The 18743-nt window shown below is 63.1% G+C and carries 15 protein-coding genes; 6 read left to right on the forward strand and 9 right to left on the reverse strand.

Features of this window, described 5'->3' with window-relative positions; all coding sequences use genetic code 11:
• Positions 1–94: 94 nt before the first annotated feature.
• Complete coding sequence (locus T5B8_RS05065) at positions 95–1750, reverse strand: AMP-binding protein (protein ID WP_353176807.1); 1656 nt, start codon at positions 1748–1750, stop codon at positions 95–97.
• A 78-nt stretch (positions 1751–1828) separates the two neighbouring features.
• Positions 1829–3169: a YihY/virulence factor BrkB family protein gene (locus tag T5B8_RS05070; RefSeq protein WP_353176808.1), complete on the reverse strand. Its 1341-nt coding sequence runs from the start codon at positions 3167–3169 to the stop codon at positions 1829–1831.
• Between the two features lie 144 nt (positions 3170–3313).
• Here T5B8_RS05070 and T5B8_RS05075 point away from each other — a divergent pair, with 144 nt between their 5' ends.
• The 3 genes from T5B8_RS05075 (at position 3314) to phaZ (ending at position 6932) form a co-directional block, all read left to right on the forward strand.
• A complete protein-coding gene (locus T5B8_RS05075) occupies positions 3314–5020 on the forward strand; it encodes a PHA/PHB synthase family protein (RefSeq protein WP_353176810.1) in 1707 nt (568 codons plus the stop codon).
• Positions 5004–5852 carry an alpha/beta fold hydrolase gene (locus tag T5B8_RS05080; RefSeq protein WP_353176812.1) on the forward strand — a complete coding sequence of 283 codons (849 nt, stop codon included), beginning with the start codon at positions 5004–5006 and terminating at the stop codon, positions 5850–5852. Before T5B8_RS05075 ends, T5B8_RS05080 begins: the two co-directional genes overlap by 17 nt.
• Before the next feature lie 177 nt (positions 5853–6029).
• Positions 6030–6932: a poly(3-hydroxyalkanoate) depolymerase gene (phaZ, locus tag T5B8_RS05085; protein WP_353176979.1), complete on the forward strand. Its 903-nt coding sequence runs from the start codon at positions 6030–6032 to the stop codon at positions 6930–6932.
• On the opposite strand, the gene T5B8_RS05090 is transcribed toward phaZ, so the two are convergent.
• Both T5B8_RS05090 and rnt read right to left on the reverse strand, forming a co-directional pair.
• Positions 6886–7653 (reverse strand): lysophospholipid acyltransferase family protein, encoded by a 768-nt coding sequence (locus T5B8_RS05090; protein WP_353176813.1) that lies wholly within the window; start codon positions 7651–7653, stop codon positions 6886–6888. The genes phaZ and T5B8_RS05090 overlap by 47 nt on opposite strands.
• A gap of 209 nt (positions 7654–7862) precedes the next feature.
• Positions 7863–8519, reverse strand: coding sequence for a ribonuclease T (gene rnt / locus T5B8_RS05095; protein WP_353176815.1), 657 nt, complete (start codon positions 8517–8519; stop codon positions 7863–7865).
• A 151-nt stretch (positions 8520–8670) separates the two neighbouring features.
• Between rnt and T5B8_RS05100 the strand changes: the two genes are divergently transcribed.
• The 3 genes from T5B8_RS05100 (at position 8671) to bamJ (ending at position 12483) form a co-directional block, all read left to right on the forward strand.
• Positions 8671–9879 (forward strand): argininosuccinate synthase, encoded by a 1209-nt coding sequence (locus tag T5B8_RS05100; RefSeq protein WP_353176816.1) that lies wholly within the window; start codon positions 8671–8673, stop codon positions 9877–9879.
• Between the two features lie 341 nt (positions 9880–10220).
• The gene (locus T5B8_RS05105) at positions 10221–11552 is read left to right on the forward strand and encodes an MFS transporter (protein WP_353176818.1); all 1332 of its coding nucleotides are present in this window, start codon (positions 10221–10223) and stop codon (positions 11550–11552) included.
• A gap of 79 nt (positions 11553–11631) precedes the next feature.
• A complete protein-coding gene (bamJ, locus tag T5B8_RS05110) occupies positions 11632–12483 on the forward strand; it encodes a BamJ family beta-barrel-assembly machinery protein (RefSeq protein WP_353176819.1) in 852 nt (283 codons plus the stop codon).
• A 172-nt stretch (positions 12484–12655) separates the two neighbouring features.
• Here the strand turns inward: bamJ and T5B8_RS05115 are convergent, their stop codons facing one another.
• The 5 genes from T5B8_RS05115 to T5B8_RS05135 all read right to left on the reverse strand — a co-directional run bounded on the left by T5B8_RS05115 (position 12656) and on the right by T5B8_RS05135 (position 18734).
• Positions 12656–13264, reverse strand: coding sequence for a helix-turn-helix transcriptional regulator (locus T5B8_RS05115; protein WP_353176821.1), 609 nt, complete (start codon positions 13262–13264; stop codon positions 12656–12658).
• Between the two features lie 12 nt (positions 13265–13276).
• Positions 13277–14305, reverse strand: coding sequence for a putative solute-binding protein (locus T5B8_RS05120; protein WP_353176822.1), 1029 nt, complete (start codon positions 14303–14305; stop codon positions 13277–13279).
• Between the two features lie 216 nt (positions 14306–14521).
• Positions 14522–16177 carry a phosphoenolpyruvate carboxykinase (ATP) gene (locus T5B8_RS05125; RefSeq protein ID WP_353176824.1) on the reverse strand — a complete coding sequence of 552 codons (1656 nt, stop codon included), beginning with the start codon at positions 16175–16177 and terminating at the stop codon, positions 14522–14524.
• Positions 16178–16303: 126 nt separating this feature from the next.
• Positions 16304–17638: a hypothetical protein gene (locus T5B8_RS05130; RefSeq protein ID WP_353176825.1), complete on the reverse strand. Its 1335-nt coding sequence runs from the start codon at positions 17636–17638 to the stop codon at positions 16304–16306.
• Positions 17628–18734, reverse strand: a complete 1107-nt coding sequence (locus tag T5B8_RS05135) for a hypothetical protein (RefSeq protein ID WP_353176827.1) — start codon at positions 18732–18734, stop codon at positions 17628–17630. Before T5B8_RS05135 ends, T5B8_RS05130 begins: the two co-directional genes overlap by 11 nt.
• Positions 18735–18743 lie beyond the last annotated feature (9 nt).

The following is an 18743-nucleotide window of genomic DNA, read 5'->3' on the forward strand; positions in this document are numbered from 1 at the left end:
GAACGCGCAGGCGTTGTCTACGGTATCGCAGTCACGCCGCGAATGCATGGGAAAAACCATTATCGCGGCGTGATCGGTGCGGGTTCGGCGTTCTTCAGCGCAATTCTTTGCGCAGTATCTTGCCAACGTTGGATTTGGGCACTTCGTCGATGAACTCGTAGTGCTTGGGTACCTTGTAGGCGGTCAGGTTCTCACGGCAGTAGTCGCGTACCGCATCCAGGCTCAGGCTGGCACGTTTTTTAACCACGAACAGCTTGACCGCTTCGCCGGATTTCTCGTCCGGCACGCCCACCGCGGCGGCTTCGAGAATATCGGGGTGGCCGGCCACGACATCCTCGATTTCGTTGGGATAGACGTTAAAGCCGGACACCAGAATCATGTCCTTCTTGCGATCGACGATATAGAAGAACCCGCCGCTGTCCTGGCGGGCGATATCACCGGTACGAAAGAAGCCATCCTCGGTGAAGGCTTCGGCGTTGACGTCGTCCTTGCGCCAGTAACCGCTCATCACCTGCGGGCCGCGCACGCACAGCTCGCCCGGCTCGCCGATCGCCAGGCTGTGGCCGTCGTCGTCGCGGATATCGACTTCGGTCGACGGCAACGGCAGGCCGATCGAGTGGTTGAACTTCTTCGTGTTCAGCGGGTTGCAGCTGACCACTGGCGACGTCTCGGACAGGCCATAGCCTTCGATGATGGGTTTGCCGGTCACCCGCGCCCAGCGCTCGGCGACCGGTTCCTGGGTGGCCATGCCGCCGGACATCGAAAACTTGAGCGTGGAAAAGTCGAGCTCGGCAAAGCCATCGGTATTGAGCAGGCCGTTATAGAGCGTATTCACGCCGGTGATGGCCGAAAACGGATACTGGCTGAGCGTCTTGACGAAACCGGGCATGTCGCGCGGGTTGGTAATCAGCACGTTGTGGCCGCCGACCGAGAAATAGACCAGCGTATTCACGGTCAGTGCGAAGATGTGATACATCGGCAGGGCGGTGATGATCAGCTCGCCTTCGTCGCTCATTTCGGGCTTGAACCATTCCTGGCACTGCAAGACGTTGGCCACCACATTGGCATGGCTGAGCATCGCGCCTTTGGCCGGGCCCGTCGTGCCGCCGGTGTATTGCAGGAAGGCGAGGTCGTCGCCGCCCAGCTGGACCGGCTCGAACTGTTGCGAACGGCCGACGTTGAGGGCGGTATTGAAGTCGGTTGCCCCGGGCAGCTCCCAGTTCGGCACCATCTTCTTGACCCGCTTGACCACGAAATTGGTGAGCACGCGCTTGATCGGCGACAGCATGTCGCCGAGCTGGGTGGTGATGACCGTTTCCACCGGCACGTTGTCGTAGATCTTTTCCAGGGTGGCGGCGAAATTCTCCATCACCACCAGGGTGCGCACTTCGGCATCCTTGAGTTGGTGCTCGAGTTCGCGCGCGGTATACAGCGGGTTGATGTTGACCACCACCAGTCCGGCGCGCAGCGCACCAAACAAGGCGGTGGCGTACTGCAGGCAGTTGGGCATCATGATGGCGATACGCTCGCCCCGGCGCATGCCCAGCGTCTGTTGCAGGTAGGCCGCGAACGCGCGCGATTCGGCCTCGATTTCTTTGTAGGTCAGGGTATGACCCATGTTGGAAAACGCGGCGCGCTCGCCATGTTCGCCACAGCTGTGCTCGATGACATGCGCAAGCGAATCGAACGCGCTCGTGTCGATATCCTGCTTGACCCCGATCGGATAGTTTTCGAACCAGTTCTTGTCCATATGCCCTCCCTCTGGCGTCTTGTTCGGCGCGTCCGGCATGCCAAGCAGCCGGTCGGGCCCGTCCCCCTTGTGGTCTGCCTAGACCGTGTCCCGTTCGCGCATACTCGCACGGACCAGCTCGCGCAGCGATAGTTGGCCGAATAGTTGTGCTCTGGCCTCCAGATTACGCGAAATCCAGTCGTCCACCTCACGATGTAGACGATCGTCGCGGGGTACCGGCGCGGCATTGGGATCGCCACTGCGCACGGCCGCCAGGATCGCGTCCACCTTCAGGCATTCGATATCCTGGCGCGGCAGCAGCGTGACCGTGGTATCGCCGCTTTCGATGAGCATGTTGGCGGCTACCAGCTGGTCGACGATCGAATAGATATGATCGGGCGCGACGCGCAGATAACGCGACAGCCGCGCGATCTGCCAGGGGGGATTGGCGTGCATGAAGTTGTAGCCGATCAGCCCCATTGTCAGCAGCGCGATTCGCTCGCGATCGGCCGCGCCCAGGCGCGGCGGGTAGGGTTCGCGGGTCAGTTGTTCGGGATGCTGGAGCAAAAACGCCACGCGACAGCCCAGCAGCATGATCTGCCAGGACACATACAGCCAGACCAGCATGAGAATGAGGATGGCAAAGCTGGAGTAGATAGCGTTGTAATTACTGGAATTGGAGGCGAACACGGCAAAGCCGAGGCTGGCGGTCTGCCAAAGCACGCCCGCGAACACGCCGCCGCCCAGCGCGGCGAGCCAGTTCACCTTGGTGTTGGGCATGAACGCATAGAGCAGCGTGAAGCCGATGCTGTAGAGCACGTAGGGCACCAGCCGCCCGGCGACATACAGTGTGGTGCCAAACGGTTCGATCGTGCTCAGGTATTCGACCACCGTATTGCTGGTTAGCGATGCGGTCATGCTGCTGGCCGCCAGCACCACCAGCGGGCCGACGATTAGAATGCTCAGATATTCGGTAAAGCGCCGCCCCAGCGAGCGTAGCTTGCGCACCTGCCAGATGTAGTTGCAGCCGGCCTCGACCTTCTGGATGAGCGAGATCACCGAATACATCAGCAGTACCACGCCGATCGCGCCGAGTACGCCCACCTGCACGTTTTCGACAAAACCGACGATTTTGTCGATGATCTCGTCGGCCTGGGCGCCCAGCGGTGCGAGAAAGCGGTGCAGGACCGGGCGCAGCGCATTGTCCACGCCGAATGCCTTGAGCATGGAAAACGCCAGCGCGAGCAGCGGCACCAGCGATAACAGCGTGGTATAGACCAGGCCCATTGCGCGCAGCGTGATCTGGCCGTCCTGAAAGTCGCGCACCAGGATCTGGCCAATACGAACACTCATGATGCCCCAGCGCCTGGGGCCCGAGCGCGTTTCCAGGTCGGGCTCCCAAATGGCCTCGTTGAAACGGTTGCGAATCCGGGTCAGCATGCGTCGAGTTGCCCTTGGTAGCGATGCATAGGCATTGTAACCATCTCTGGCGGCTGCGCTCGCAGCCCCCGTACGAATCGCCGGCAAGCGCGCGCCGCTGCGCCTTGCCGGTTCTGGCCAGGCATTGCTCAGGGCCGTTTTCATATGAACGCGATCGCTTTCGATACCGAAATCACACGCGCCAACGACGGCTCGCCGCGGGCGTTGCGCGATCTCAACGGCGCCCAGGCCTTTGTGGGCTCGCGCTGGGGCGAGGCGCTGTCGTCGGCCGGCGAACTGCTGCGCGTACTCGCGCTGCATCCGATCTCGCTGGCCCGTGCCCAGGCCTCGCTATCGCTGGAAATGACGCGGATCGCGCTGGGTCGTTCGCACCTGCGCCCGGCCCCCGACGATCGGCGTTTTACCCATCCTGCCTGGCAGGAGAACCCGGCGTTTCGGCGACTGCTGCAGGGCTATCTGGCCTGGTCGAGCGCATTGCTCGAGCTCGTGCATGGTCTGCGGATCGGCACCGATCAGCGCCGACGGCTGTTGTTCGTGGCCGAGCATCTGGTGGCCGCGGGCGCGCCGAGCAATCTGTTCGTGACCCATCCCGGCTTTTACGATGCGGCCACGCGCACGCGCGGCGTATCGATCATTCGCGGTATCCGCCATGTGCTGGAAGATCTGCGTACCAACCGCGGCTTGCCGCGCCAGGTGGATACCAGCGCCTTCCGGCTGGGGCGCAATATCGCGGCTACCGAGGGCGCGGTGGTCTATCGCAACGACATGTTCGAGCTCATCCAGTACAGCCCGCGCAGCGCCGAGGTCGATGCCGAGCCGGTATTGTTCTGTCCGCCGCAGATCAACAAGTACTACGTGATCGATCTGTCGCCGGAAAAGAGCTTCGTACGCCATGCGCTGGAAGCCGGCCAGCAGGTATTCACCATCTCCTGGCGCAACCCGACCGCGACCCAGAGCGACTGGGATCTGGCTGCTTATGTGCGGGCCACTGCCGAAGCCATTGATATCGTCGGCGCCATTTGCGACGACCAGCGGGTCAAACTGGTCGGCGCCTGTGCAGGCGGGCTGACCGCGGCCGTCACACTGGCCTGGCTGGCCGGGCGCGGTGAACAGGCGAAAGTCTCGTGTCTGTCGTTGTTCGTGACCATGCTTGATTCGCCGCGCAGCCGACGCCTGGCGCGGGTCGCCGACGATGCCGCCGTAACCGCCGCGCTGGCGCGTTCGCAGTTTTCCGGCGTACTCGACGGCGCCGACATGGCGCGCACCTTTGCCTGGCTGCGCCCGAATGATCTGATCTGGCATTTCGTGGTCAACAACTACGTGCTGGGCAACGATCCGCCCGCCTTCGATGTGCTGTACTGGAACAGCGATACCACCCGCCTGCCAGCCGCATTGCATGCCGATCTGCTGATGGTCTATCGCCGCAACCGTCTGCGCCGCGGTGCCGATTTCAGTATCGATGGCGTAGATATCGATATTGCCGCTATCGATCGCGATGTGTTCGTGGTCGCCGGTGCGCGTGACCACATCACGCCCTGGCAGGCCTGCTATCGCTCCATGCAGATGTTTCGCACCAATATGCGCTTCGTGCTGGGCTCGGCCGGGCACGTGCAGTCGATCCTTTGCCCGCCGGGCGACGAGAGTACGCGTTTCTACGTCAACGACGACTACAGTCTGGACCCGGCCGCCTGGCGGCGGGGCGCGCGCGAGCAACAGGGCTCGTGGTGGCCGGCCTGGGTCCGCTGGGCCGAATGCCATGGCGGCGAGCGTATCGCCGCGCCCACGGTCTATGGCAATGAAACCCACGAGCCGCTCGATCCGGCCCCGGGGCGTTATGTCCGCCAGATCTGAGCCACGTCGAGTCGAGCATGTCGCGCTCGATGGTGAGCGCCTGCATACCGCCTTCGTGCCCGGTAATGGCACGCCGCTGTTGCTGTGTAACGACTTCGCGGCCAACCTGGAGATACTCGACGAATTCGCGCTCGCGCTTGGGCGGCCGGTGCTGTGTTTCGACCTGCCGGGCGTGGGCACGTCCGCGGAGGTGACCACCATGCGGCGCATGCCCGCGCTGGCCCAGCTGCTCGCCGGCCTGCTCGATCACTACGGGCTCACGCGGCCGGTCGATGTCATGGGCATCGGCTGGGGCGGGTTGCTCGCCCAGCAGTTCGCCCATTCGCAGCGCGATCGGGTGCGCCGGTTGGTATTGGCGGCTACGGCCAGCGGGCAACTGATGTTTCCGGGGCGCCTGGCCAGTCTCATGCGCCTGGCGCGCCCGGATGCGCTCAGCCGCGTTGCGCCCGATGCGGAACAGGCACGGACCGTGTTCGGCGGGCGCCGCAACGATGAATGTCAGCAAATCGCGCAGGCCATGAGCCGGGCGAGCGCGCCCACCCGACGTGGCTATGCCGCCCAGTTGTATGCGTTGACCGGTTTCAGCAGTCTGCCCTGGCTGCATCGCTTGAACGTGCCCACGCTGGTCATGGCCGGAGACGACGACTCGATCGTGCCCACCGTCAACGCGCGTGTGCTGGCGCTGTTGTTGCCGCAGGCGCGCCTGGAAATCTTGCGCGGCGCGGGCCATTGGTTCGTGCTCGAGCGCACCGACGAGGTGGTTCGCATGCTCGATGAATTCCTCGAAGCTAAGGTTGCGATCACCGCAGCCGATCAGAATAGTGTGTTCTGATCGCTTGCAATTTATATTGCACTGCGGCAAAAGTCGTAGACTCGAGCATGTCGCATTGCGGCATACTCGTTCGAATCATGATGTCGAGGGGAGCCCGTGAGCGCAGTGGTCGCTGAGAATACCGCGCCTCGACGCAGTTTGCCGCCCAATCTGAGCGTGCTGCGTCGGCGCACGAGAATGCAGGTCGAGTTCATCGACGTGGACGGCGTGCGTTTGCGGGTGGGTGTACGACGCGGGCGCGGCCGGCCGATGCTGCTGTTCAACGGCATTGGCGCCAATCTCGACATGACCCTGCCGCTGGTCAATGCCCTCGACGATGTGGAAGTCATCGTATTCGATGTGCCGGGCGCGGGCGATTCACCCGCGTTGACCGTGCCGCACCGTTTTCGTTGGCTTGCGCGCCTGGCCGCCCGGCTGCTCGATCGGCTCGGCTACGATATGCCGCTCAATATTGCCGGCGTGTCCTGGGGCGGGGCGCTCGCCCAGCAGTTCGCGCTCGATTTTCCGGATCGCACCAATCGCCTGGTTCTGGCGGCGACCTCGACCGGGATGCTCGCGCTGCCAGCGCGTTCGAATGTGCTCAAGCGCCTGACCAATGCACGTCGGTTTCAGAAGAACGAAAATCTGGCCCAACTCGCGCCCACGCTCTACGGCGGCTTGATGCGGCGCCGGCCGGAGCTGCTGGAGCGTAACGGCTATTTTTCACCGGATCCGTCCACGCGCGGTTATCTCAACCAGCTTATCGCCGGGCTGGGCTGGACCAGCGTGCATCGGCTGCACCGCTTGCGTTGTCCGACCCTGATCATGGGCGGCGATGACGACCCGGTCATGCCGCTGGTCAATATCCGGCTGCTGTACTGGCTGATCCCGAAATCGTATCTGCATATCGTGCGCGGCGGCGGGCATCTGTTTCTGCTGGTACGCGCGAACGAAAGCGCGGCCGTGATCAAGCGCTTCATCAACGAGCGCCGCTACGACGGCACGGACGGTCAGGATTATTACGCGGCCCAGAATCTGCCGCCCGACGGCACGCTCAAGCCGTTGACTGCGACTCGCGCATTGCCCGACGCCGGGCCTTGATCGCCGCCATCGACTGGCGATGGCTGATCGCCACATAGCTGGCCTCGGCCAGACTGCGCCGGTCGTAGCCGCGCGGGTCGATGGGCGCACACAGACGCACCTGGGCGCGCATGTCGTGGATACGAAACAGATCGCGAAAATGCGGCCACAAGGCGGCTTCGTTCACCCAGGGCGCCAGCGCGTGGTGCATATCGGCCGGGGTGGTGTCATCGCAGTAGCGTAGCGCCACCGGCAGCACCGGATATTCGCCTTCGATCGCGGCCGCGAACAGCCGTGCATGAAAGCGTTTGGGCATCGGGTCGGCGGTGGTAGTGCCTTCCGGAAACAACAAAACCGAACGCCCGGCATCGAGCACGGAGCGGATCTTGGCCGAGGTTTCCGAGGTCTTGCCCGCGCCGCGGCTGAGAAACAGCGTGCCGGCGGCGCGTGCGAATGCGCCCACCAGGGGCCAGCCGTCGATCTCGGCCTTGGACACGAACGAGGCATTGAAGGCATGCCCGAGCACGACGATATCCAGCCAGGAACAGTGATTGGCCACGATCAGCACGGGCCCGGCCGGCAGTTCGCCGTCGATATCCAGCGATACGTCCAGCACGCGCAGCATGCGTCCGTGCCACCAGCGCACCAGTTTCCAGGAACGGTTGCCGATCAGCGGCACGAACGGGCACAGCGCGACACCAAGCAACAGCAAGCCGGTCAGGCGTGCGGCTTTGAGGCACATTCCCAGACGTCCGAGCAGCGGACGCGGGGCAGCGGAAAAAGATGAGTCGGCCATATCGCGGGCACAAGTTAGCCGCTTGGCGTGGCCCGGGCAAGCCCGCGATTGGGAAAGCGATTTTTTAACAATGGGCCACCCTGCGGCGCAGGCGTGTGCGTGCTATCGCGTGACCGCGATCCGCATGGCCGGATCGCCGTCTGTGGCCCGCGTGCTTACTCTTGTGGCAGCGGCGGAATGTTTTCGTAGATCGGACGAAAGCGATTGACGATAGTGCAAAAAAGCCGGGCGGTCTGTTCGGTGTCATAGCGTGCCGAATGGGCGGCATCGTTATCCCAGCTCATACCCGCGGCGGTGGCCGCACGGCGCAGCACGGTCTGTCCGAACGCGACCCCGGCAAGGGTCGCCGTATCGAAACAGGAAAATGGATGAAACGGGCTGCGCTTGATACCGGTGCGCGCGATCGCGGCATTGAGAAAGCCCAGGTCGAAATGCGCGTTGTGGCCCACCAGCACCGCGCGCTTGCAGCCGGTGTCCTTGACCATGGTGCGTACCACGCGGAATACGCGGGCCAGCGCTTCGCGTTCGGGCAGCGCGGGCCGTAGCGGATGGTGCGGGTCGATACCGTTGACCTCGAGCGAGGCGGGCTCGATGTTCGCGCCCTCGAACGGCTCGACGTGGTAGGACACCGACTCGCGCAGTTCCAGTTGGCCCTCGGCATTGAAATCGACCGTGACTGCGGCGATTTCCAGCAAGGCGTCGGTCGCGTTATTGAAACCGCCGGTTTCGACATCGACGACCACGGGCAAAAAGCCGCGAAAACGCTGCGCCATGACCGGCAGCGCGGTTTCGGAAGAGTGAATATCTGTCATGGCGCGATAGTAGCAGCCCGGCGTGTCCGTCGGGGCGATGTCGGCGTATCGATGTGCCGGGCGCGGGCCGGGCGATGGCTGTAGCGCGCGGCGTGCGTATAATGCGCGGCTTGCACCGCCATTCACCGCGAACAGTCAAAACCGTAAGCCTATGAGCGACGTCAACAAAGTAGTGCTGGCCTATTCGGGCGGCCTGGATACTTCCGTGATCCTGAAGTGGCTTCAGGACGAATACGACTGTGAGGTGGTGACCTTCACCGCCGATATCGGCCAGGGCGAGGAACTCGACGAAGTGCGCCCCAAGGCCGAAAAACTCGGCGTCAAGGAAGTCTTCATCGACGATCTGCGCGAAGAGTTCGTGCGCGATTTCGTGTATCCGATGTTTCGGGCCAACGCGATCTACGAAGGCGAATATCTGCTGGGCACGTCGATCGCACGCCCGCTCATTTCCAAGCGTCTGGTCGAGATCGCGCGCGAAACCGGCGCCGATGCCATCGCCCACGGCGCCACCGGCAAGGGCAACGACCAGGTCCGCTTCGAGCTGTCGGCGTACGCGCTCATGCCCGGCATCAAGGTGATCGCGCCCTGGCGCGAGTGGAATCTGAATTCGCGCGAGAAGCTGCTGGCCTATGCCGAGGAGCACGGCATCGATATCCGCAAGAAAGCGGATGGCGGTTCGCCGTATTCCACCGATGCCAACGCGCTGCATATTTCCTATGAAGGCGGCGTGCTGGAAGACCCGTGGACGCCCGCCGAAGAGGCGATGTGGGAATGGAGCGTGGCACCGGAAGACGCCCCGGACGCACCGCAAGAAGTCGATCTGACCTTCGAAAAAGGCGATATCGTGGCCATTGACGGCGAAACGCTCACGCCGTACCAGGTGCTGGCCAAGCTCAACAAGCTCGCCGGCGCGCACGGTATCGGGCGTATCGATATCGTCGAGAATCGCTATGTCGGCATGAAGTCGCGCGGTTGTTACGAAACCCCGGGCGGCACGGTCATGCTGCGCGCGCACCGCGCGATCGAGTCGATCACCCTGGATCGCGAAGCCGCGCATCTCAAGGATGAGCTCATGCCGCGCTATGCCAAGCTCATCTACAACGGCTACTGGTTTTCGCCGGAGCGGGAGATGTTGCAGGCCGCGATCGACAAATCGCAGACCCACGTCAACGGCACCGTACGCGTGAAGCTCTACAAGGGCAGCGTATCCATCGTCGGCCGGGCCTCGGAAAGCGACAGCCTGTTCGACGAAGCGATCGCCACCTTCGAGGACGATCGCGGTGCTTACGATCAGAAGGATGCCGCGGGCTTCATTCGACTGAACGCGCTGCGTCTGCGTCTGGGCCATCGCCAGCGCTAAATTCGGGCCTCGGCCACCCGGCGTGAAATTATTTTCATGCCGGGTGGCGGATATCCGAAAGCGGCTGGCCAAACTGCCGTTATATTAATTCGGCACCAAGAACAGCTGAAATGGCCTGCGGTTGCGATGTTCGGTCGCGGCCCGCAAGCGCTTGCTTGGGCGCGTCATTAGCCCGAAAAGTCACTTTTCACGCCGGGTTAATCACGACGTGCCGCGCACGATCGAGTCGTGCGCGATCGAGGCTGTCGTGGCGGCCGATCCGTACATAGAATGGCGCGCGCATCGAATAGGTCGATGCGCAGACAGCCGCCGGCCCTGGGCCGGTCCCGAGAGCGCAAACCATGGGTCAGGTGATCGTTTCGCTGGCGGCGATGTTCGCCAGCCTTACGCTGTTCATTGCCGGCACGTCGCTATTGACCACGGTCGTGGCCGTGGAGCTGGGCGTGGACGGGTTGTCGACGCTGCAGGTCGGCCTGGTGCTGGGCTGTCACAGCGTTGGCTTTGTCATCGGCTCGTTGTTTGCCACCCGTTTGGTTCGGCGGGTCGGCCAGGTTCGCTCGTTTGCGGCGTTTGCCGCCGTGGCCTGCTCGGCGTCGCTGATTCACCCGCTGTTCTTCGACGGTGCGCTGTGGGCCGTGCTGCGCGTGCTGGTTGGCTTCTGTGCCGCCGGGCTGATCATGGTGCTGGAAAGCTGGATCTCCGGGCGCGCAACCCATGCGACGCGCGGCGCGCTGCTGGGCATCTACCAGGTGGTCTTCTTCTTCGCGGCCGCGTTGGGGCAATATCTGGTATCGCTGGGCGAAACCGACGATTATCCGATCTACACGATCGTGGCGATCCTCATCGTCATGTCGCTGGTGCCGCTGGCCCTCACGCGCTCGGAAGCGCCCGCGCCGGACACGGCCGATCGGCTTCGTTTTCGCCAGCTCTATGCGCTATCGCCCAGTGGACTGCTGGGGGGCATCGCGGGCGGCGCGCTGGTGGCCGGTTTCAGCACGCTCGCGCCCGTGTATGCCAGTGATATCGGTATGAGTCTGGCCGAGGTGTCGCGTTACATGGCCTTCGCCGTACTGGCGACCATGGCGATCCAATGGCCGATCGGCCGACTGTCCGATCATTTCGATCGGCGTCTGACCGTGGCCGCGATCAGCACCATCGCCACGCTCGCCGGCATCGCGGCGGCTGTCGTCGGGGCGCACGATCTACGCGTACTCTATGTCGCCACCGCGCCGCTGTTTGGCCTGGCTGCCTGTCTGTATCCGATCAGCCTGTCCATGGTCAACGATAATATGGATCGGGGCGATCCCATCTCCGCCAGCGCCGGGCTGTTGCTGGCTTATGGGGTAGGGACCTGTATCGGCCCGGTGGCGGGGGCGGTTTTCATGCAGGGCCTGGGCCCGGCCGGGCTGTTCGTGTTTCTGGCCGGCGTGTTTGCCGTGTACTCGCTGTTCGTGTTCTGGCGCGGCTTCACCACGCCGTCCGTGCCGGTGGCCGATCAGAGCCGCTTCGTGACTATCGTTGCGGCCAATACGAGTCCCGCGATTCTGGAACTCGACCCGCGTCACGAACTCTATATGGAAACGCCGCATATCTTCGACGAGCTGCACGCCGGGCCCGCGCCCGGTGTCGAGCCCGCTGAATCGTCCACAAATGCCGACAGGCCGGGCGTTTGACCAAGATAAAAGCGGCTTTTTCTCGTCAGGCCTTTCGCGTAGGCTTGCGGTTTCCAAGAAATGGACATGGAAGATCTCAATGAAACGATATATGGCTTTGTTGGCGTGTCTGTTCGCGCTCACGGCATGTGGTAACCAGTCGGACGCCGATAACGCATCGGCGGATGCAGGCGCTTCCAACGGCAGCGATAGTAGCGCCAGCACCGACAAGGCCGGCGATTTCGAGAACGAAAAGCAACGTCGCAGTTATGCGCTGGGTATGGATATCGGCAATTCGCTCAAGGAGCTGCCGGTAGATATCCAGGTGGATGCCCTGTCCGAAGGTGTCAGTGATGTGGTCAGCGGTGGCAAGACCAAGTTGAGCCAGGACGAACTCGACGCGGTCATGCAGAGCTTCGTCAAGGAGATGGAAGCCGCGCAGCAGAAGAAAGCCAGCGAGCAGGCCGAGAACAACCTCGAGAAAGGTAAGAAATTCCTGGCCGAGAACAAGACCAAGGACGGGGTGAAGACCACCGATAGCGGTCTGCAGTACAAGGTCATCGAAGAAGGCGACGGCCCCAGCCCGAGCGCGGATGACAGCGTGACCGTGCACTACACCGGCAAGCTCATCGACGGCACCGTCTTCGACAGTTCGCGCGAGCGCGGCGAACCGGTGACCTTCCCGGTCGATGCGGTCATTCCGGGCTGGACCGAAGCGCTCCAGCTGATGAAGCAGGGTGCGAAGTACGAGCTCTACATCCCGGCCGATCTCGCCTACGGCGAACGCGGTGCGGGCGCTCAGATCGGGCCCAACGAGACGCTGATCTTCGATGTCGAACTGCTCAAGGTCGGCGCTGGCGATAAAAATGCCAACGCCGGCAGCGACAGCAACGAAGACGGCAGCGATGCCGGTGCCCAGAGTGGCGACAAGGCGGGCGCGAACGCCGACTAACGGCCATGCCTGCGCCCGGCTACCGGGCGACCGACGTCATTGAGCCGCCGGCAGCGATGCCGGCGGCTTTTTTATGGGCTGTTTTCGGCCCTGGCGCGTGATGGTGCGCTGCGCACGCGCAGTCTGTATTGCCACCCCGACGAAACGCCGCAGAAAACCGGCGGTTTGCCGGTCAATAATCCCGCAGTGCGTTCACCGCACGTGGTTCCACGCCTGGGTGGGCGTTGATTGTCTGATCGAACAGGCGTTGCAGGGCGCGCCGCTCGAGCGTGGTCGGGCGCCGCCAGAGCAGGCCCTGGCGCGTGCTCCAGCGTACCGGGCGTATGAACAGCGGCTCGATGCGCGGCGCGCGGTCGGGCTCGCTCGTACGTAGTTCGATACGAAAGAGCGTATCGGCATCGATGAGCGTGGCCTGCAGGCCGTCATGCAGTTCGCCGCCGCGTTCGATTTGTGCGCGAATATGATCGAATGCCGCGTGCAGGCTGGGCTGCAACTGTGCGCCCTGCGGCGGCAGGCTGCGACAACGCCAGCATAGCCACAGCCCGGCGATATCGGCATCGGAGCGCTCGAGATCGGTGATGTCCACCTCCAGCGCACGCGCCAGATCGTCGACCAGACGATCCCATACCTTGCCGCTGCGCTCCCAGGCCTGGATACGGCGCAGTCTGGATGCGGGCTTGCCCGAATCGAGCACGGCATCGCCCAGTGCCTGCTGGGTATAGCCGCGGCGCTCTCGCCAATAGCGGATACGCCCCGGATCGAGTGCGATACTTTTCTTCATGCCGCCAACCCGTTAGTAGACCGGGCCGCCTTCCGAATCGAGGCTGCACTCGGCTCGCCCCGGCGCCTCGGCGCAGCGGATTTTCTTGAGTAGGCGTTGCATGCGGTGGCTATACCACTGCTCGTTCCAGAGCTGTTCGCGTACGTCGCGGAACATGGCCCGATAGCGCTCGCTGCGCTCGGCGTTTATGGGTACCCACAGTGACGCCGGTATATCGGCCTCGGCTTTTTCGAGCCGTGCCTGCATGCTGTCGAACAGGGTATCGGCCACCCAGCGCCGTGAGTGTTGGCCGAACTCGGCATCGAAGCGATCCGCGTGCACGACGATCTGGCCCGAAAGGGTACCGAGCACGAAATCGGCGATGCCGCCGTTGGGCGTGACGCCGCGTTCGAGTTCGAGTGGCTCGTAAGCGATCGCGGGAGCATAGGTCAGATCGGCGCTGCCATTATTGAATAGCGGGCCGAGTTTGGCGATGCTCGCCGGGACCGGCGAGGCGCCGACCGTTTCCACCACCGCGCGCGAGGCGCGATCGTAGGCCAGAACGGCGATACGCTTGCCGGCCAGCCGGTCCAGGCTTTGTAGATCCTGGCGGTCCCGGGCGAACAGAAAGACCTTGCCCAGTGGCACCACGCCAACGACTTCGTTGCCGTTGGCGCGCATCAGTGGCGCGGCCTTGGGTTGGGACATGGCCGTGATCGCACGCCGCAGCGCAGGATAATCTTCCAGCCCGCCGGCCATGTCGAGACTGCCCGCAAACGGTACAAGCGCGCGGGTTCGTACGCCCGACAGTACGACCATGTCGCATTTGCCGGCCTTGAAGTCGTTGGCAGCGACTGCTTCGTCGGTATAGGCACGCGCATCGAGGGCATAGCCCCAGTCGCGGGCCTGCATCGCGTAGTCGCTAAACAGTTCGTATACGAAGCCATCGGCGCCGACGGGGTCGAAAACACAAGCACGGCGCTCGCGTTCGGCGGCGGCGCCGAGCTGGGTGAAGGCCGTCAGCAGGGTGGCGATCAAGCCGAAAGCAATGAATCGTTTCATTGGATACGCTCGAAACTCCATGTGAACAGTTGTACACATTAGAGGCGTATGCATACCAAGTCAACACTTGTTCACATCGGCTGATGGTGCAGTCGTTGACGTGCGCGTCGCGCGCTGCGTGGCTTTATGCCCCGGCGTATGGCCGCGGCCTGCAAGCGGCCGTCGCTGCGGGTAATCCGGCGGCGGGCGGCAGCGAGTGCCGGCCCGCCGGCGCTGCTACATGACTGCTTCGATACCCAGCTGGTCGAAGCCCTTGGCCTGGTAGTTATCGCGAAACATGCCGCGCAGCATTTCGGCCTGGCGGTCGTAGGCGGCCTTGTCGTCCCAGGTATTGCGGGGATTGAGTATCTCGCTGGGCACGCCCGGGCACTGTGTGGGCATGGCGAGATTGAAAATGGGGTGGTTTTCGTATTCGGTGTTTTCCGGGTCCAGATCGCCAGCCAGCGCGGCGTTGAGCAGGGCGCGCGTATGCTTGATGGAGATACGCTTGCCCACGCCGTGGGGGCCACCCGACCAGCCGGTATTCAGCAGAATGCAGCGGGCCTTGTGGGTACGCATCTTCTCGGCCAGGATTTCGGCATAGACAGACGGTTTCTGGGCCATGAACGGGGCGCCGAAGCAGGCCGAAAATGCAGCCACGGGTTCGGTCACACCGACTTCGGTGCCGGCAAGCTTGGAAGTGAAACCGGACACGAAGTGATACATCACATCCTTGGTATCGAGCAGGGACACCGGCGGCAGCACGCCAAAGGCATCGGCGGTGAGTAGCACGATGGTTTCCGGATGCGGGCCGCGCGCGCCGTCGGCGACGTTCGGGTTGGCCGACAGGGGATAGGACAGCCGCGTGTTTTCGGTAATCGAGCCGTCGGTCAGATCGAGATCCTGCGGGTCGGTGTCGGCCAGCGCCTTGCCCGGCAGCGGCGGGACGTTCTCGATCAAACAGCCCGGCGTCGACAGCGCGCCGGCGATGACCGGTTCGGCGTCCTTGTCGAGGTCGATGAGCTTGGCGTAGCAGCCGCCCTCGAAATTGGATACGCCATCCTCGGTCCAGGCGTGTTCGTCGTCGCCGATGAGCTGACGATCCGGGTCGGCGGATAGCGTGGTCTTGCCGGTGCCTGACAGGCCGAAAAGAATCGCGCCGTCGCCACGTGCGCCGACATTCGCCGAGCAGTGCATGGGCATTTCGCCCATTTCCGGCAGCAGGTAATTCATGACCGTGAACATGGTCTTCTTGACCACGCCGCAGTAGTCGGCCCGGCCGAGCACGAGGCCGATCCGGTTACGGATATCGATGATGACCGCGCGCTTCGACTTGGTGCCGTCGCGTTCGGGGTCGCAGTGGAAGCTGGGCACGTTGAGCAGCGTCCAGCGCTTGTCGTCCGGGTTTTGTACATCCACACCGTCGGCGAACATGTTCTTGGCGAACAGCGCATGGGTAGCGAATTCGCCGACGAAGCGATAGGGCACGGCATAGGCCGGATCCCAGCCGCAGTACACATCCTGGACGTACAGATGTCGGCCGCGCTCGTTGAGATGGGCGGCCACGCGTTCGAGCAGTGGCTCGAACCGGTCCGGGTCGAATTGCTGGAAGTCGGACTTCCACCAGATCTTGTCGATCAGTTCCGGCCAGGCGACGGCGAAGGTGTCCTGTACCGGCCGGCCGGTGCAGCTCGGGTCGGAGTAGTAGACCAGCGGGCCTTCGAGACCGAGAGCGGTTTCATAGGCCTTGGGTTCGTCATCCGGTCCATCAGCGCGAATACGGCCGCGATCGTTCGCGAGTGCTTCGCGAAACAGCGCGTCCTTGCCGAGATTGTGGCGATACTCGAGGCCGTCCAGGCCCAGCGTCTTGTTCAACTCGGCATTCAAACTCATATGCACTTGTCCTGAGGGCACCAGACCTGCCGGGCCGGCAAAAACGCGCAGATTACCGGTAAGGCCCGTAGCTGGCAATACACGCCCGCGGCACATCAGCCGCGGGGTGCGCCGCGCCGCGACGCGCTAGTTCGCCGCGGCCGCACGCGGCGTCAAGCCGCTGTACTGGTGGATATCCTGATCGTCGATCTTGAAGTCGTTGGGCACCCGTACGATCAACGCGCCATCCATCTGGGCACTGATCGTGCCTTCGGCGCTCTGGGCGCGATAGTGATAGAGGTTGAAACGCAGCGGCGAGTCCGAGTTGCCCATCAGCTGCAGGTTCGCGTTGACCAGCAAGGTGGAGTAGAAGCGTGCATCCCCGGCCTGGAACCAGATGTAGCTGTCGGTGGCCACGGGCGGATCGGTGAAACCGCTATCCGCGGTGTCGCTGGAGAACGTCAGGGTCAGGCCGGCATCACTCAGGGTTGCGCTATCGAGCTTGTCGATTTTCACTCGCGGCGGCGGGAACATGGTTTCCGGGTCCATGATCAGCCGGTTGTCCTTGAGCTGTACGCCCTCGCGGGAAAACGGGGTGAGTGTCTGCAGCTTGAGCCCCACACCCGAGAGCAGCGGTTTTACCGGCATGCCGAACTGTTTGACGCTGGTCGGGGCATAAACGAGCTTGTTGTCCTTGGTCACGCTCATCGGGCCTTCGAGCGTCGTCGGCAGCCCGCCCACGGGCGGGATGAACTCGAACAGGCGCGCGCCGACCTCGACCTTCAAGGTGTCTTTCGAGGTGCTGTTCTTGACGCTCGACAGCGAGCGCGGCTGGTAGTCGAGCACATAGTTGTTGAACAGGGCATCCAGATCCTTGGGCCGGATGAGCACCTCGCCGGACAGGATATGAATATCGAACTGTTCCGGATCGTCGAAATTCACCGGATCGCCCGCTTTTTTGGGTTCGAGCAGCGCATGCAGGTTCTTGACGTAATAGCCGATATTATCGTCGAGATAGAATTCGACATTGCGTGCCTGCAACGCCACCGCGCGCACGCCCGAGTCGCGCAAGGTGAAAGTGCCGACGTCGCGATCGAGCGCGGCGGGCAGCAGGCGCCGACGCCAGATATTGCGTAGCTCGTCATAGCGCTTCTGCTGGGCGACGACGACATCCGGGTTGACCATTTCGTCGTCGTTGGCATCGGCCGGGCTGTGCTGATCGGTGACGTTTTCGGACGCCGCGTCGGAGTCAGCCTGCGATTGCGAATCGGCCTCGGCCTCGTCGTTGACCTGTTCGTCGTCCTCGTCATCATCTTTGAGTGCCGGGGCGAGCCGGCCCGGCTCCGGGCCCAGTGACTTGCGCATCTGGCCCTGGGCCCAGCCATTGCTCGACAGGCCGGCGAGCAGCAGTGCGAGCAGGATCGTGCTCAGCGGATGACGGGCGCGCCGGGTCAAGCGCTGTAGGCGGTTATCAGGACGCATCGCTGTCCTCCGGCAGAGCGGGTTGGAGGTAGTCGGCAGGCTGGTAGGCGCCGAGATAGATGGCGATCTCGCCCGAGGGCGTGGCGTCGAGCACGCCGTTGACCAGCTGCTCGCGATAGTTGTACAGCGATGTATCGAGCTTGCCGCCGTCGCGCGCCATCAATTGCAGGCGCGCATCGGTGATCACCGCGCGCTGAATACGCACGTCACCGCCCTGGAGCATGACGTAGCTGTCGCTGTCGACCACCGGGTCCGGGAACTCGGGATCCTGGTCGCTGGTGATATCGAGATTGACCCCGGAACTGTCGATACGCATGTTTTGAACATGCACGCTCTGCTCGGGTGGTGGCAGCGCGTGGTTGAGGTCGAGCACCACGTTGTTACCGGAAAAACCCGCGCCCTGGGATTCGATCTGCAGCAGTTTGGACAGCTGTAGATTGATTGCCTCCAACAGCCCCTTGGCCTGCATCGGCCCGATCTTGATTTCGTCCGGTTCGTAGACGAACAGATGACCCTGTTTGAGTTCGACCTTGCCGGACATGTGGAAAGGCAGCCAGACATTGGGGATTTTGGCCGCTTCGCCTTCGACGACAAGTCGTCCGTCATCCCGGGTCGAGGCCTTGATCTTGCGCAGCTGCGAATCCGGATAGTCGGCAAGATACTGGTTGAACAGCGCCGACAGCGCCTTGGGTGGCAAGGTGACCTGCCCGTGTAGCGGGTGGAAGATGAAGGAGGTGGGATCGTCGAGCACGATCGGCGCACCGTCCTCGCGCGGAATCAGCACCGCTGACAGGCGTTTGGTATCGAAGGCGATCTCGCCGACGACCCGAAAATAGACATTGTTGATGAACAGCCCGACCGATTTGCGCCCCGAGTCACGCAGGGTGCGATCGCGAATGATCGGATTGAAACTTTCTGAAAAGCTGTTCTGACCCTCGTTGTAGCGCTCGATCGAGGCCAGCTGGGCATGCTTGTTCGAAACGAGCGTGGCCGATTCGGCTGCCTCCGGCTGGGCGGCCTTCATGGCGATGACCGCGCCGGCGAGTACGACCACCCCTACGGCAATGACGATGCCGATCTTTTTCTTCTTCGTCATCGACGCTGT

The organism is Salinisphaera sp. T5B8 (genome assembly GCF_040361255.1).
In the GTDB taxonomy this organism is placed as follows: Bacteria; Pseudomonadota; Gammaproteobacteria; order Nevskiales; family Salinisphaeraceae; genus Salinisphaera.